Origin of the sequence: Rhodococcus sp. MALMAid1271, from assembly GCF_049195265.1 — a bacterium.
GTDB lineage: Bacteria > Actinomycetota > Actinomycetes > Mycobacteriales > Mycobacteriaceae > Rhodococcoides.
Window position 1 is genome coordinate 1 of sequence record NZ_JBMIRQ010000046.1, and the last position, 14,513, is coordinate 14,513.

Genomic DNA, 14,513 nt, shown 5'->3' on the forward strand with positions numbered 1-14,513 from the left:
GCTCATCCTCGACGAACCCACCGAAGGCATCCAACCCTCCGTCGTCGCCGAAATCGAAAAAACCATCCTCGAACTCACCCGACGCGGCGGCCTCGGAGTACTCCTGGTCGAACAACACATCGGCTTCGCACTCGAATCCGCCCAGCACTACTACATCCTCGAAGCCGGCCGCATCACCACCACCGGCACCGGCGGATCACAATCCGAAGCCGACGTCCGCAAAGCCATGGCAATCTGACCGGAAACATCGTGCCACGCAAAGACCTTCGCGAGAAGGTCTATTCGTCACTGCGCCGGGATCTGATCTCCGGTGTCATCGGCTCCACCGAGCGCCTCGGCGAGGAACGCCTCGCCGAGCTGTACGGGGTCTCGCGAACTCCCGTGCGGGAGGCACTGGCGCGATTGCTGGCCGATGGACTCGTCACTCGAGACGAGTCCGGCCTGCACGCCTATCGTCCTCGACTGAGCGATCTGCCCGATCTGTACGAGCTCCGCGCCACCCTCGAGTCCAGGGGCATCACGAGGTCGACGCCGCAGTCCTTGGACCGAGCGTCGCTGTCGGCGTTGTCGGAAACCTGGGTCGCTCTGCGCGCCGACCCACCCGACACCGAAGATCTGGTGGCTTTGGACGAGACCTTCCACGTCACCCTGCTCGCCGCCTCGGGCAATCCTGCTCTGACCGAGGCGTTGTGCGCCGTCAATGCCAAGGTACGTCCGGTGCGGATATTGGGCGGGCTCGATGCGGCAGCAGTCGGCTCGGCGATCGAACAGCACCTGGAGATCGTCGATTGTGTGCTGGCCGGAACTCTGGACTCGGCTCTGGAACTGCTTCTTGCACATATCGATTCCTCGCGCGACCGAGTGGTCGATCGTGCACAGCAGGCCGCAGCACTGGCCGGTGCGTTGCGGGTGTGAACCGCCTAGCCCGTGGACAGGATCCGATCGATGTCGTCGAGCACGGCCTGCCCACCCCGGGGACCGACGCCGGTGATCCAGTAGGACAGATCCACTGCACGGGGATTCGGTAGTGCGGCCGCATTGGCGGTGATCGACGCCGGAACTGCGGCTGGGTCCGCCGGGTCGGTAGCGGTGACGACGACAAGATCTGCGGCGGCCTGGGCAGCCAGTTCGGGTGAGAGATCCACTGAGATGTCCTCGGCCCATTCGGGTCTCGGCGGAGTGGTGAACCCGGCACACTCGAGCGTGCTACCGGCAAAGGACGACGGCCCGTACAGCGTCAACTCGCCGTTGCGGGGACGAATGAGTTGTGCGGTTTTTCCTGGGGTGTCGAACTTCTCGGCGATCTCGGCGCATCGCTCGTCGTATGCGCTGAGCAGTTCCTCCGCATTCGCTTCCCTGCCGAGAACGCGTCCGACGAACCGGACGCTCTCCTTCCACGGATCGGACTGAGAGGAAATGAACACCGTCGGCGCGATGGCCGTGAGTTGGTCGTAGTACTCGCCGTGGCGAGTTTCGGTGCCCAAGATGAGATCGGGTCGCACAGCTGCGATGTCCTCGATGGTCGGCGCGGCCACGGTACCGACCGTTGTGATGTCTGCCGCGTCCGTACCGAGATACGCAGGCACGCCGCTCGTTTCACTGAGCACGGCCGTACCGACCGGCATGATGCCGAGTGCGACGGTGGTGTCGAGTTCGACCGGTTCCAGTGTGACCACGCGCAGCGGGTTCTCGGGCACGTTCACCGTTCCCCGAACGGTGGCTATCGATCGAGTGGCATCGGGCGTGTCATCGGCGCGCTCGACTGTGGAGCAGGCCGCGGTCATGGCAACGACGGCCATCAGGAGTATCGGGATACGAGCGCGCAGTGCCGAGGTACGGCGTGTCGATTCGAGCATGGACAGAGGATAGCCTTACCTCATCAATAGCGTTGAATCGGGTGTGAATCATGCCTCGGGATCGGCGCGCCGAAGCGCCGCCACCACCTCGTCGACGGTGTGGGGCGTGGCATCGGGAGCGATCAGTCCGGCCCGAACCAACTGCCCCGCCAACTCCGACGCCCATGGCATCTTCAGCCGCGCCCTGCTCAGCAGGGAGGTGTCCGAGAGCAACACATCGGGAAGTCCTTGATGCACCACACCGTCGACGACCACAGCCACCGAATCTGCCCATTCCAGCGCAAGAGCCACATCGTGAGTCGACAGCAGCACCGTGGTCTGGGCCTTCTCCAACCGGTCCAACGCTCCGAACATCTCGTCGACACCCACCGGATCCAGGCCTGCCGTCGGCTCGTCCAACAGCAACACGGCAGGACGCATCGCCACAGCACCCGCAGTGGCGACCCGTTTGCGTTCGCCATAGGACAGGTGATGAGTCGGTCGGCGGCGGAGGTGCTCGATGCCCATCAGCTCCAATGCCTCGTCCACTCGGTCGCGCACGTCCGAGTCCGAGAGCCCGAGGTTCGACGGGCCGTAGGCGACATCTCGCTCGACGTCGGCGGAGAACAGCTGATCGTCCGGGTCCTGCAACACCAATTGCACGCGCTGACGGTGCGCACGCAGTCCGGCTCGCGAGTACTTCAGAGCCTCCTCGCAGACCTCGACCCGACCGGATTCCGGTTCGACGGCACCGGACAAACACCGCAACAATGTCGTCTTACCGGAGCCGTTGGCACCCAGAAGCGCAGTCCGGCGGTGTGGCGCGACCGTCAGCGTCGCACCGGCGAGCACCACCGGCCCGCCGGTGAAACGCACGAACAGCTCGCGGCCGGAGATCCCGAGATGCGTCACAGCAGTTCCCATCCGATCGGTGCCGTCGACAGCGCAACTATCGCCACGAAGCCCAGTAGCGACACGAGCACGAACCTATGAGAACTCGGCCGATCGGGACGCAGTGTGCGCGTGTCGGTTCCGAATTCACGTCCGGCAAGCCCCGCCTCCAACCGATAGGCCCGGTCCCAGGACTTGAGCAGAACGGATGCGGTGAGCGAACCGGTGGAGGCCATCGCCCGTCGAGTCGACGAGTAACCCAGGCGCGCAGCCTGCGACTGTCGAATCGTCCCCACCGAATCGAGCAGGATGAACAGCATCCGATACATCAGGCCGGCGATGTCCACGCAGATGCTCGGCACCCGGCAGCGCCGAAGACCGTCGAGAATATCGACCATCGGTGTCGACATCGCAAGCAGCAGAACCGATGTCGTACCCGCGATCGCATGCAGCGTCACCTCACCCGCCCGCACCAGGCTCGAATGGTCGACGCCGAGCGAGAACCGCGGTTCGGTCGTCACCGTGACCGCAATGGACACGGCACCGAGTGCGACGAACACCGCCGGTGCCCGCAACGCACCGAACAGCAGGCGTAGCGGCGTACGCGCCCCGAACACACTGCAGCTCAGGGCGACTGCGGTGACCACTATCGAGCCCGGCCACGCCGGAAGCAGCAGCGCGCACACTACCAAGCCCAGACCGAGCAGGGCCTTGTCCGATACCGCTCGGTCGCGCCACGCGCTCGACCACGCCGCATTGTCCACGGACAGTCCCCGCACGGCCGTGCGGCGGGCGGCGCTCAGCTCGACGTCGCGGTGGTCGCGGAATCGTTGCGGCGCCGGCCCCGCAACGCACCGATGGTGTACCCCAGAACGGTTCCGCCCAAGGCTGCCTGCAGCGCGAACAGTCCCGACTCGACCTCGCTCGAGGTGGGCGCGAAGACCGACTGGAACCAGGGCTGGTAGTCCGGGTGGTCCTCTTCGATGCGGCTGGTCGCGGCCGAATCCGTACCCACGAACCGCTCCTCGTCTCCGCTTCGGCGCGAATCCACGACCAGTGCGATGCCGACGATCGCGACGATAGCGGCGATCAACAAGATGGTGGTCACTGTGCTCTTACGCATCGGCTGCTCGATTCTCTGTCGACGGGGCGTCGGTGACGGCTGGGACCTTCGGTGCCTTCAGCACCCCGAGTCTGATCAACTCCGGCATCGCAACGCTGCGCAACACTCGAATCACGAGCACGCCGAGCAGCCCCTCGGCGATGGCCAACGGAATCTGTGTGACCGCGAAGATCGACAGGAACTTGGCGACCGCTCCGGCCACCCCCGTCTGTGGATCGGGGAAGGCCAACGCGATCTGCACCGAGGTGGTGCAGTACGTCGAGAGGTCGGCGAAGACCATCGCGAAGAACACCGAGATCGACAGACCACCGCCCAGCGAGGTCGACAGGCGATACGCTCCGTACCCCACCCAGGGACCCACGATCGCCATCGAGAACGCGTTCGCGCCGAGGGTCGTGAGCCCGCCGTGCGCGAGAAGTACCGCTTGGAACAGCAGCACCAACGTGCCGAGGAACGCCATCACCGGGGGCCTGAACAGCACCGCGCCCAGGCCGGTACCGGTCGGATGGGACGAACTTCCCGTCACCGACGGTAGTTTGATGGCCGAGAGCACGAACGTGAACGCTCCGGCCGCGCCCAGCAGCAGTCGACTCTCCGGATTCTCCCTGACCTGTCGAACGACTGCGCGGGCACCGTGAACGACGAACGGTGCTGCGACGCAGGTCCATACCGCCGCATGTACGGGCGGCAGAAATCCTTCTGCAATATGCACGTGTAACTCCCTGGATGACGCGTCCGATGTGAGTCGACGTGCTGGTTCGGCAATCTGACTTACGGCTCGACACGTCGAGTCCGCTCACAGTGGCGCGACCGTCCCGGAATTTCACCGGGTTCCCCGCACCAGCACACTTCGAGCTAGATGATTGCACGAACCGAGTCGATCCGATCACCGGACGGGCAGTCGATCGCCAGAATCCTCGTTCTGCCGCTTCCTCGGGGACGGCTGGGCTACCAGTCGGTACGGTGTGACTGTGAGCACTCCACGCATTCCCTCCGGTACCGCCAAGACTCTCGGGCCCGTCAACTGGGTGATCTGCAAGGTCATCGCCAGGGGCGCGGGGGTGCCGAATCCGCATCTGTTCACCACCCTCGGCCGTACCGGTGGGCTGTTCCGCGCCTGGCTGTTCTACAGCGGGCATCTGATGCCCGGAGGCAAGATCTCGCGCAAGGAATCCGAACTGGTGATCCTGCGGGTCGCGCACCTGCGCGAGTCCGCATACGAGATGGACCACCACATTCGACTGGGCAGGCGCGCAGGTATCGACCGTGATCTGCTCGAGTCGATCAAAATCGGCCCGGACGCACCCGGACTGGCGACGCGGTACCGCACCATTCTGACCGCCGTCGACGAACTGGTCGCCACCAAGACCCTCACCGATGCCACCTGGACCGAGCTGACGATGCAGTTCGACGAACGTCGCCTGATCGAGTTCGTGTTGCTGGTCACCCAATACGACGGTCTGGCAACCACTCTCGGCACGCTGCGCGTCGAGCGCGACTTCACCGAACGCTAGGCGATGCCCACCGATCGTCCGATACCCACCTCGCGGGCCGCACGCGGCGGGGCACTGGGGCGCGCGGTGGCCGGCCAGGCCATCCGCGGTGCAGGAGCACGGATTTCGATGGCAGGGCGGTCCGAGGAACTGCGACGACAAATCTCGGAGAAGAGGTCCCTGCAGGCTGCCGATCAGCTCGTGACGGTGCTCGGCAGCATGAAGGGCGCGGCGATGAAGCTGGGCCAGATGCTCTCGGTACTCGACCTCACTCTGGTACCCGAGGAGCATCGACAACGGTTCCAGGACAAGCTCGCCGCGCTCCGCGACAGCGCACCGGAAGTCGATTTCGATGCGATGCGCACCGTGATCGAGACCCAGCTGGGCGCGAGCATCGATACCCTCTTCGCGGAGTTCGACTCCGCTCCCATCGCCGCCGCGTCCATCGGCCAGGTCTACCGTGCCCGTCTGCACGACGGCCGAGCGGTCGCAGTGAAGGTGCAATACCCCGGCGTCGACGCGGCCGTGCGCGCGGACATGAAGAACCTGGCGCTGTTCCTCAAATTCTGGCGGAACGCGCTTCCCGCGGTCGCGGCACCGGAGTTGATCGAGGAACTACGGACGAACTTCGAGCGCGAACTCGACTACGTCGAGGAAGCCCGCACCCAGCATGCATTGGCGGCTCGGTTCCGCGGTCACCCGCATCTCGTCGTTCCCGACGCGATCGTGGCCATGTGCACCCGAGGCGTTCTGGTCACCGAATTCTTCGACGGTGTCTCGTTCGATCGCATCCGGTCTCTCCCTGCCTCCGACCGTGATCGCATCGGCGAGATCGTCTACCGCTTCTACGTCGGTTCGCTCTACCGGTACCACGAATTCTGCGGTGATCCGCATCCAGGAAACGTCCTGCTCGGCAACGACGGTCGCGTGGGGTTTATCGATTTCGGGTTGTTCAACCGGATGCGAGGAGAACACGTCGCATTCGAGATCGACTGCCTGCGGATGGCATCGGAGGAACGCGGCGAGAACCTCCTGGCCGCAATGATCGCCCGCGGGGTCGTCGACGCATCGGCCGGTGTCAGCCCCGACGAGTGCCTCGAGTACGTCTACGCGGCGTCCGAGTGGAATCTGGTCGATCGGGTGATGACGGTGACGCCGTCGATGGCGTCGAGTGGGTTGATGCTCGCGATCGACCCGCGCGGCGGACAACGTACCGCAATGCAGCGACAGAACCTGCCGCCCGAACACCTGTTCTCGCGTCGGGCAGATTTCCTGACGTTCGGTGTTCTCGGGCAGCTGGAGGCAACGGCCAACTGGCACAGCATCGCTCGCGAATGGATCTATGGGGACCCGCCGGTCACCGAGCTCGGCATCGCCGAACAACAGTGGCGGGACACTACTGGGTAATTCACTACTGGGTGATCTGCTACTGGGTGATTCGCAGCTTCTTGCCCGCCTTGGTGCCGAGTCGATTCAGCGGCGCCAGAATGTCCTGGTATCGAGGTCCGATGATGCGCGGAATCGCGTCGAAACCGCGGGCATCGGGCCCGATGAGCACCCGAGGCTTGTTCTTCTCCACTCCGGCGAGGATGACCTTCGCCGCACGCGTCGGTGTTGTTCGGGCTATGCGCTCGAACGCCTCGGATACCTTGTCGACATCCCCCAGGCTGTCCATGCCGCGGGCATTGGCCACGATGTTCGTCTTGATGCCACCCGGGTGCACACAGGTGACGCCGACGGGATGCCGCGCGATCTTCATTTCCTGACGCAATGCCTCGGTGAAGCCGCGTACGGCGAACTTCGCCGAGTTGTACGCGCTCTGACCGGGGATGCCCATCAGTCCGAACACACTGGAGATGTTGACCAGGTGGCCGTCACCCGACTCGATCAATGCGGGCAGAAAGGCTTTGGTGCCGTTGGCGACTCCCCAGAAGTCGACGTTCATCACCCACTCGAAGTCGTCCCAGCTCATGTCGAGAACGTCTGCGGCGAGCGCGACGCCCGCGTTGTTGATCACCAGATCGACGCGACCGAAATCGCTGACGACCGAGTCTGCGTGGAAATACATCGCCGCCCGATCCGCGACGTCCAGCTCGTACGAGCGGGTCTGGGCTCCGACCCCCTCACATGCCGCCACCGTATCGGCCAGCCCGCGTCCGTCGACGTCGGACAGCGCGAGGCGCGTGCCCCGACCGGCGAGATCGATCGCCAGTGCTCGCCCGATTCCCGATCCGGCTCCGGTGACGACGGCGACCTTGTTTCCCAGATTCTTCATATACTCACGTTCTCTTTCGCCTGCAGCAGTTCGTATTCGGTGGGATCGAGCGTGCGGGTGCGCAGCCAGTACTGCCAGGTGAACCCCGGCCAGACGGTTCGGTTGACGCCGGTGCTGTCGAGGTACCAGCTGGTGCACCCACCGGTGCTCCACACGCCGCCACGCAGCTTGCGCTGGATCTCGGCGTTGAACCGGTGCTGTACCGGCTCTCGCACGTCGATCGCGTCGGCAGCGCGGTGTTCGATCAGATCGAGCGCCCGCAGGACGTATTTGATCTGCTGCTCGATCATGAACACCACCGAGTTGTGACCAAGTCCGGTGTTGGGCCCGAGTAGAAAGAACGCGTTGGGAAATCCCGCTGCCGTGATTCCCAGGTGGGTGGCGATGCCGTGTTCCTTCCAGTGCGACACCAGCTTCCGACCGCCGATGCCTGCGAGGTTCAGGCTGTCGAAACCGTCGGTGACGCGAAAGCCCGTCGCGTAGACGATGACGTCGACTTCGCGTTCGACGCCGTTGTTGTCGACGATCGAGCCGGCGCGTACCTCGGCGATACCATCGGTGATCACTTCGGTCCGCGGGGAGTTCAGCGCCCTGTAGTAGGTGTTGGAGCCGAGGATTCGCTTGCACCCGATGCGATAGCTCGGGGTCAGTTTCGCGCGCAGTTCCGGGTCCGAGATCTCTCTTCGGATGAAGCGCCTGCCCACGTGTTCCACGGGTCGTAACAGCGCGGAGTGACCGTTGAGCCCGATGGCCAAACCCTCCGCGCTCCAATACACCGCGCCTCGAACTGCGCGTCGCAACAACGGAACCCTCGCGAACGCTCGCTGCACCGTCTTGGGCAGTGAGAAGTTCCGTCGCGGCAGTACCCACGCCGGTGTGCGTTGATAGAGCTGGAGCTGCGCCACTCGTTCGGCAATCTCGGGCACGAACTGTACTGCGCTCGCTCCGGTTCCGATCACCGCGACGCGCTTGCCCGTGAGATCGACGTCGTGGTCCCACCGGGCCGAGTGGAAGGCACTGCCGGTGAAGGTCTCGGTTCCGGGGAGCGTCGGAACGTTCGGGATATGGAGCGCACCGACCCCCGAGACGAGGAACTGGGCGATGTACTCGTCGCCCTCGGCGGTGGTCACGTGCCAGCGCGCTCGACTCTCGTCCCAGTACCCGCCGGAACAGGTGCTGCCGAATCGAATGCTACGACGTAGCTCGTACTTGTCGGCGAGGGACCGCAGGTAGGCCAGTATCTCGGGCTGACCGGACCACATCTTCGACCAGTACGGATTCGGTTCTCCCGATAGCGAATACAGATGGGACGGCACATCGCAGGCGCATCCGGGGTAGGTGTTCTCGCGCCAGGTACCACCGACCTCCTCGGCCTTCTCCAACACCAGGAAGTCCTCGCGCCCGCGCTTACGCAGTTCGATCGCCATGCCGAGCCCGGAGAAACCGGTCCCGATGATCAACACACCCGTGCGGTGGACCGTCATTGTCGCTCGTCCGACTGCACTACACCGGTCAGCCGCCACAGTGCTGCGGTCACCGCGCCGTCGAGCATCCCCGCCGAATCGAGGAAGGCGACGGTGGCTGCAGCATCCCGCCTTCTGATGGCGGCCCGCCGACGCCGAGAGATGAGGGCACCGCGCATCGGACCGATGCCGATGGATCGATACACCTCGAACGAAACACCGAGACGCAGAATGACATTGGCCAGAACCGCGAGGAGCAACCGATTGTACGCGCGCGAAATTCTGTTGGACTTTCGTTGCGCGGCGAGAACTTCCGACCGCGCGAACTCGAAACGTTCGTCACACTCGAACCGGTGAATTCGCACCGCTTGGCGAACATGCGGTTCGATGCCGGGGTCGGTCACGGCAGCCGCCATCGTCCGAGCGAAGGTTTCCTCCACCAACAACATCGACGCGTGCGACGCGGCACCCAACGGCAGAAAGCTCAACAGTTTGACGGCGGTCGCCGTCCCCCGCGGAGGCTTGTACGGCGCGAGGTCGGTGGCACGGACCAGCCGCCCGAACGTGATCGTGGTGCGCGAACTCTTCGACACCTCGTCCAGAGCGTTGCGGGAGTCCGAGCTGTTGAGTCCCTCTTCGGCTACCCGCCTGAGCTGATTGCCGGTCAATATCGCAGACAGATACGCAACTGTGCTCCATCTGCTCACCGCCTCGTGCAGAGCCAAGGTGCGCTGGTCCGACCCGGCCAGCTTGGCCCACACGCGCGTTCCGTACAGCGTCACCGATTCCTGCGGAAGTGCACATTCTTCACTGCGCCACGGTGATTCCCAATCGATATCGACATGCGGATCGTACTGGACAGCTGACGAACGCGCGCTCATGCCAGGTCATCCGGCATTGCCCGAGTCATCTTCCACAACCGACGTGTCACCACTCCGTCACACATCCCCGCCTCTGCGAAGAATCGGATCATGGGTTCGGAGAAGAATTGCATGTTGGACTTGTAGGTCGGGCTGGCCATAGCGGTGACGATCCCTCGTATCGGGTTGATTCCGACGGATCTGTACACGCGCGGATTGATCAATGCCACGTATGTGAAATTCGCGATGGTCGCAAGAATCACCCGGTGAAGTGCGCGGTTCACCCGATTGGTGGACTGCATCGCACGCACCATTTCTTCCCGCGCATAGGTGATGTGCCGTGATTCCTCGATCACGTGGATGCGCATCATCTGACGCAGATGCGGTTGCATTTCGGGATCGTTTTGCGCTTCTCGCTGCGCACGATCGAGGACTTCTTCGATGAGAAGTGTTCCGCCGTAGGTGGCCGGTCCGAGAGGAAAGAACTGGCCGATCCGCGCAAGGAGCAGCCCTGCCTTGGGCAGGAGGTACGGCTTCAGACCCGTCTTCTCGATCAACTTTCCGAACATGATCGAGTGGCGCGATTCCTCCCCCACTTCGGCTATCGAATACATCGAATGATCGGAGAACGTGCCCTTTCCGAACACCCGAAGCAGGTTTGCGCTGAGAAAACCCTCGGCGTAGATACCGAAGGAAAGAATGCTGACGATCTCGTGCCGCCCCAGTTCGCGGCGCTGCTCCTCGGAGAGCTTGTCCCACAACTTGGTTCGGTACAGCGAGACTCGATGCTCGGGCATCCATCGCATGCCCTCGACGACCGGGGCGTCCCAATCGATGTCGACCTCGCCGTCGAAGAACTTGTTGGCAGTCGACTTCAGCAGGCGTTTCGCAGTCTTCTGGCGTGGCCCGACGGTTCGGCCCCGCGAGACGGCCAGGTCCTCGGTGGTCAGCTGTGGGCGCAGCGTCGTGCTCGCTCCCCCGGATACCGCGGCATCGACACGTCCCATCGCACGCTTCACAACCGATCCCCCCTCGCGATCGACTCCACCTCGAGACCTGGTCTATCCGAAACTCACGGTAGCCAGTACCGGCGGTAGTAGGTACTGTCCGAGTGTGGTTCAAGTCATAGGACGTGTCAACCCCGAAGACGGACGACACTCGACACCGTGCAAGAAGATCGATGCGCGCACCGAACGGTGGCGTGAGCACCGTCTTCGCGTGCGACAAGAACTGGTTGCGGCCGCACTGATCGCTATCGACGAACACGGCCCGAACGTCAGCATGGGCGATATCGCGAAAGCAGCCGGTACCGCCAAACCAAAGCTGTATCGGCATTTCGCCGATCGATCCGATCTGCACACCGCAATAGTCCAGAACGTCCAGGACATGTTGTGGGACCGGATCATGAACACCGTCAACTTGTTCGAAGACTCCGTCACCGACCTCATCGATCACAGTGTCGCCGGCTACGCAGCGATAGTCACCGATCATCCCAACTTGTTCCGGTTTCTCGTGCACGGCCATTTCCTGGCTCGCACCACGGACCGCCGAACCTCGGCAGGCGTGGCCGGGGATCCGGCCTTGGATTCGGCGCGAGCCGCGTCCGATGCGGTGGCCCGCGTACTGGCCGACGCCATACAGGGTCCGGCAGTGGACAGTTCGACCGTCGAGATCGTCTCCTACTCGACGTTCGGGGCGGTGGCCTCGGCGACGGACTGGTGGCTCGGCAGTTCCGAGGACCGAGAATCGACCATGACCACCGAGGCCTTCACTGCACATCTGGCTGCCATCGTGCACGGACTCGTCGAATCCGCTTGTGCGCGTGCCGGCGTCCGGCTCGAGTCCGATCAACCCATGCATCGTGCGTTCGTTCCCACGGAAGGAAGCGAGAACCAGTGAGCGATCTCTCCGGCAAGCCCGATTACCGAGGCCCGGCACAGCTGATCTTCGACGCCCACGGGGCCGAGTTCGATGTACAGATCGATCTGCGCGGCCATTCCCAGCCCATCGACGGAATCTTCCGCTGGTACGGCCGAGTCCGACCCCACGAGGAGCTCCGGAGTTTCATGGAGACTGTCGGCACCAGCAGCAAAGGCCGACTCAGTACGGACACCGGCGATGCTCCCGTCCTGGTCGGCGACGTCGACTTCTGGGGCCGGTACCGGCTTCAGGGCACCGGGATGCCCCCGTACCCGCTCGAGCCCGAGGTCGATCCGGACAGCGCAGGCGACGGCGCAGAGGTACCGGATCATCAGGATCTGGCGCTCGAACGAGCCTCGGCATTGCTCGAGCCCGACATTCGCGCGACGGCCGACACCACCGCGGGGTATGTGGAACTGCTCGGCGGCACGCCCGCACCGTCACCCACTGCGGCCAGCCGTGCCATGAACAACCCAGTGGTGGCGGCCATCTACGAGAAGTTCTGGCGGCCGGCGGGAGTCGCCATGATGGGAGTCGGCGGCCTGTCGATGTCCGCCGAACGCGCCAAGGCCGCGTCCGATCTGCGACTGTCCGGGGAACTGAACGTGCTCGACGTGGCGTGCGGGCCGGGAAACTTCACCAAATATCTCTCCGAACGCCTCGACGGTGACGGGCTGGTCACCGGGTTCGACATTTCCGAACAGATGATTCACCGGGCCGTCCGGGACAACCGCGGCCCCCATGCCGCCTATATGCGCGGAGACGCGCAGTCACTTCCGTTTGCCGACAACACATTCGACGCGGTCTGCTGCTATGCGGCCCTCTACCTGATGCCGGACCCACTGACCGTGGTCGACGAGATGATCCGCGTCCTGCGCCCAGGGGGCCGAATTGCCATCATGACCAGTTATCGCCGCGCGACCGTACCGGTGCGGACCGTCGTTGGAGCAGTATCGGGGCGGATCGGAATTCGGATGTTCGACAAGGCGCAGTTCACATCGATCTTCGAAACGCACGGCATGACGGAGATCGAACAACAGGTACGCGGTCTCGCACAGTTCGTCAGCGCCACCAACGCCCGCTGAACGGACAGTTCTAGGTCTTGGGCCCGTAGTCACTGACGATCCACTGACCGTCCTGATCGGTGACGGTCACCAGCAGAAGATTGGGCACCTTGCCCGGATCGGGCTGCTGCACGTTCTGCGTCGTCTGCTGAGCGAACACCGCAACCTTGTACTCGTTGCCGGACTCGGAATCGATTGCTGCCGAGAGAACCTCCCCGGTCGCCACCACCTGCGACTCGTTCATGATGGCAGTGAGCGCCTCACGGACTCCGCTGTACCGATCCTGCAGGGACTGCGACGCCCCCTGGTCGACGCCGTCGAAGAAGGCGTCGAGATTGCGGTAGTCGTAGGTCAGCGAACGTGCTGTGTACTCGGTTGCCGCGTTCACCGCCATCTGACGGTCCTCGTCATGGGTACGTTCGTCGGCCAGATCGCTCGCCGCCGAATGCCACAGCACACCGAAGACCACCGCCAGCACCAGCCCTGGTACGGCTGCGCCGACCACAGCCCACCGCACCCGACGGCGCTTCGGAGTCTCGGGCACCGCCTTCTCCTCGGGCACCGCCTTTTCCTCGGGTACTACTGGCTTGTCCTCGGGCACTGGCGTGTTCGCATCGGGTGTGTCTGTGTCGATCATGAGGGGACAACTCCTGTCAGTTCGGAATTTCGATGGAGAGCTTCGCCGGCCCGCCCGGAGGAAACACGGTCTGCAGTACGTCCACGATCGAGCCCGCGTCCACACGCAGCGGCTTGATCGGTTCGGTGTAGGGCTTGAGAAGCGTTGCAATCAGCGCGAGGTCGGGTGAGAGCGGCGTCAGATATTCGTCGATCTTCGGTGCGATCTTCCCGAGCGGGTCGTCCCAGACATCTGCGCCCACGTAGGAATACTCGTTGAAGCCCTCGAGCAGGTTGGCCACGCCTCGCCCCGTCGCACCGACGTACGGCCCCGCATCGGTCAGCACCGGGCCGTACCCGTACGCGTCGCGTCCAGCAACCTGAGCGTTGTCGTACAGACGTCGAATTTCGGCGTTCTTGTCGCGCAGGGTCGCCGACAAGAAGCGGAATGCCTCGACCAGCCGGTCGACATCGCCTTTCCGGCCGTCGATCGCCGCCGACGCTGTTTCCGTCAGCCCGGTCAGTGCACTCGTATCCAGCTGTGATGCCAGGGAATCCCCCAGGCTCAGCGCCTCGCTGACGGTCACCGACTTGCGAACATGATCTGTGCCGATGACATCCCCGTCGGTGAGGTAGGGCCCACCGGTGCCTCGTGGGCGCAGATCCAGATACTGCTCGCCTGCAGCGGACAGGTTGGCCACGATCACCTCCGAGTCCTCCGGAATGCGGTGGGCGGCGTCGAGAGCGAGCGTGACATCCAAACCGCCCGGCACCACTGCGATCGACTCGACCCGGCCCACCTGAATTCCGCGCGAGGTGACCTGCGAGGTATCCATCAGTCCGCCGGAGGACTCCATGTGGACCACCACATGGTCGGTCTTGCGAGTCGGATCGATATCGAGCACACCGACAACCAGATACCCGGTGCAGACCACCGTCATCGCCGCCAACGCAATGACTGAGACCATCGTGCC

General features: G+C 63.9%; 16 protein-coding genes, 1 pseudogene and 1 riboswitch. Of the genes and pseudogenes, 6 read left to right on the plus strand and 11 right to left on the minus strand.

Annotation, left to right across the window (positions count from 1 at the left end):
• Positions 1–238: pseudogene (locus tag ACOQFP_RS03480) on the plus strand (ABC transporter ATP-binding protein); the annotation flags it as partial.
• Positions 239–249: 11 nt separating this feature from the next.
• On the plus strand, positions 250–915 hold the full coding sequence (locus ACOQFP_RS03485) for a GntR family transcriptional regulator (RefSeq protein ID WP_206492835.1): 666 nt from the start codon (positions 250–252) through the stop codon (positions 913–915).
• Between the two features lie 5 nt (positions 916–920).
• Here the strand turns inward: ACOQFP_RS03485 and ACOQFP_RS03490 are convergent, their stop codons facing one another.
• The 5 genes from ACOQFP_RS03490 to ACOQFP_RS03510 are packed head-to-tail and all read right to left on the minus strand — an operon-like array spanning position 921 to position 4,561.
• The gene (locus tag ACOQFP_RS03490; RefSeq protein ID WP_421583462.1) at positions 921–1,856 is read right to left on the minus strand and encodes an ABC transporter substrate-binding protein; all 936 of its coding nucleotides are present in this window, start codon (positions 1,854–1,856) and stop codon (positions 921–923) included.
• Positions 1,857–1,904: 48 nt separating this feature from the next.
• The gene (locus ACOQFP_RS03495; RefSeq protein WP_341245081.1) at positions 1,905–2,747 is read right to left on the minus strand and encodes an ATP-binding cassette domain-containing protein; all 843 of its coding nucleotides are present in this window, start codon (positions 2,745–2,747) and stop codon (positions 1,905–1,907) included.
• Positions 2,744–3,490: a cobalt ECF transporter T component CbiQ gene (gene cbiQ, locus ACOQFP_RS03500; RefSeq protein ID WP_421583463.1), complete on the minus strand. Its 747-nt coding sequence runs from the start codon at positions 3,488–3,490 to the stop codon at positions 2,744–2,746. The genes ACOQFP_RS03495 and cbiQ overlap by 4 nt, the downstream gene beginning before the upstream one ends.
• Before the next feature lie 35 nt (positions 3,491–3,525).
• A complete protein-coding gene (locus tag ACOQFP_RS03505) occupies positions 3,526–3,849 on the minus strand; it encodes an energy-coupling factor ABC transporter substrate-binding protein (RefSeq protein ID WP_421583464.1) in 324 nt (107 codons plus the stop codon).
• Positions 3,842–4,561, minus strand: a complete 720-nt coding sequence (locus tag ACOQFP_RS03510; protein WP_421583465.1) for an energy-coupling factor ABC transporter permease — start codon at positions 4,559–4,561, stop codon at positions 3,842–3,844. Before ACOQFP_RS03510 ends, ACOQFP_RS03505 begins: the two co-directional genes overlap by 8 nt.
• A gap of 26 nt (positions 4,562–4,587) precedes the next feature.
• Positions 4,588–4,709: riboswitch (cobalamin riboswitch) on the minus strand.
• A 105-nt stretch (positions 4,710–4,814) separates the two neighbouring features.
• Here ACOQFP_RS03510 and ACOQFP_RS03515 point away from each other — a divergent pair.
• Positions 4,815–5,363 (plus strand): carboxymuconolactone decarboxylase family protein, encoded by a 549-nt coding sequence (locus ACOQFP_RS03515; RefSeq protein WP_206492840.1) that lies wholly within the window; start codon positions 4,815–4,817, stop codon positions 5,361–5,363.
• A gap of 3 nt (positions 5,364–5,366) precedes the next feature.
• Positions 5,367–6,749: an ABC1 kinase family protein gene (locus ACOQFP_RS03520; RefSeq protein WP_421583466.1), complete on the plus strand. Its 1,383-nt coding sequence runs from the start codon at positions 5,367–5,369 to the stop codon at positions 6,747–6,749.
• Between the two features lie 19 nt (positions 6,750–6,768).
• Here ACOQFP_RS03520 and ACOQFP_RS03525 read toward each other — a convergent pair whose 3' ends face one another.
• The 4 genes from ACOQFP_RS03525 to ACOQFP_RS03540 are packed head-to-tail and all read right to left on the minus strand — an operon-like array spanning position 6,769 to position 10,947.
• Positions 6,769–7,617: an SDR family NAD(P)-dependent oxidoreductase gene (locus tag ACOQFP_RS03525; protein ID WP_341243777.1), complete on the minus strand. Its 849-nt coding sequence runs from the start codon at positions 7,615–7,617 to the stop codon at positions 6,769–6,771.
• Complete coding sequence (locus ACOQFP_RS03530) at positions 7,614–9,101, minus strand: flavin-containing monooxygenase (protein ID WP_421583467.1); 1,488 nt, start codon at positions 9,099–9,101, stop codon at positions 7,614–7,616. The genes ACOQFP_RS03525 and ACOQFP_RS03530 overlap by 4 nt, the downstream gene beginning before the upstream one ends.
• On the minus strand, positions 9,098–9,961 hold the full coding sequence (locus ACOQFP_RS03535) for a diiron oxygenase (protein WP_341243775.1): 864 nt from the start codon (positions 9,959–9,961) through the stop codon (positions 9,098–9,100). The genes ACOQFP_RS03530 and ACOQFP_RS03535 overlap by 4 nt, the downstream gene beginning before the upstream one ends.
• Entirely contained in the window at positions 9,958–10,947 is a 990-nt protein-coding gene (locus ACOQFP_RS03540; protein ID WP_421583492.1) for an AurF N-oxygenase family protein, read from the minus strand. Before ACOQFP_RS03540 ends, ACOQFP_RS03535 begins: the two co-directional genes overlap by 4 nt.
• Before the next feature lie 106 nt (positions 10,948–11,053).
• Between ACOQFP_RS03540 and ACOQFP_RS03545 the strand changes: the two genes are divergently transcribed.
• Together ACOQFP_RS03545 and ACOQFP_RS03550 are read left to right on the plus strand one after the other, a co-directional pair.
• Positions 11,054–11,839: a TetR/AcrR family transcriptional regulator gene (locus ACOQFP_RS03545; protein WP_341243773.1), complete on the plus strand. Its 786-nt coding sequence runs from the start codon at positions 11,054–11,056 to the stop codon at positions 11,837–11,839.
• Positions 11,836–12,945 (plus strand): DUF4873 domain-containing protein, encoded by a 1,110-nt coding sequence (locus tag ACOQFP_RS03550; RefSeq protein ID WP_421583468.1) that lies wholly within the window; start codon positions 11,836–11,838, stop codon positions 12,943–12,945. The genes ACOQFP_RS03545 and ACOQFP_RS03550 overlap by 4 nt, the downstream gene beginning before the upstream one ends.
• A 10-nt stretch (positions 12,946–12,955) precedes the next feature.
• Here the strand turns inward: ACOQFP_RS03550 and ACOQFP_RS03555 are convergent, their stop codons facing one another.
• Both ACOQFP_RS03555 and ACOQFP_RS03560 read right to left on the minus strand, forming a co-directional pair.
• Complete coding sequence (locus ACOQFP_RS03555; protein ID WP_341243771.1) at positions 12,956–13,561, minus strand: hypothetical protein; 606 nt, start codon at positions 13,559–13,561, stop codon at positions 12,956–12,958.
• 16 nt (positions 13,562–13,577) lie between these two features.
• Entirely contained in the window at positions 13,578–14,507 is a 930-nt protein-coding gene (locus tag ACOQFP_RS03560; RefSeq protein ID WP_421583469.1) for an MlaD family protein, read from the minus strand.
• Positions 14,508–14,513 lie beyond the last annotated feature (6 nt).